The sequence below is a fragment of the Microbacterium sp. GXF6406 genome (assembly GCF_054798215.1).
The window spans coordinates 1-520 of the sequence record NZ_JBSJZH010000075.1; the positions used below are offsets into that span (position 1 = coordinate 1).

Consider the following 520-nt stretch of genomic DNA (forward strand, 5'->3'; position numbering starts at 1 on the left):
GAACAGCCCGTCCTCGAACTCAGCGCCTAACCATCAACACCGAAGGACAGCGCTACACCACTACTCGGGACTTGACCCGCCGTTGGAACGGTTCGCTCCTACGCGGGCAAAGTGACGGGGTATCTCGTCCCGGAGTTTGGTGATACTCCTTTGAAAGAGATTGACGCCGATCGTATTCGCGAGATGACAGATCGCCTCGACCAGATACCGGCACCGCTGAATCCGAAGTCGAAGTTCAACGGAATCACAAGGCCGGTGCTGATTGTGCTCATGATGATCCTGCGCCAAGCCGCTCGCGAGGGCATCATTCCTGCCGCACCGAACGTTTCGATCCCACGCCAGGAGTCCGTTCGATACGACGCCGACCACGACGAAAGCGAAGACGTCATCACGCCGATACAGGTCGAAGCGCTGTATGAGGCAGTGCGGGCGTGAGGAAGGAACTGGTGACAGGTTCGGTTTAGGCCGCGAGTGTGAGCGGCTCGGCTAGCTTGGCTTCGAACTCGATGGGCGTCAAGCC

General features: G+C 58.8%; 1 protein-coding gene. It reads left to right on the top strand.

The window, feature by feature from the left end; all coding sequences use genetic code 11:
- Positions 1 to 111 precede the first annotated feature (111 nt).
- Positions 112 to 435, top strand: coding sequence for a hypothetical protein (locus ACWAUG_RS13660; RefSeq protein ID WP_460802844.1), 324 nt, complete (start codon positions 112 to 114; stop codon positions 433 to 435).
- Positions 436 to 520 lie beyond the last annotated feature (85 nt).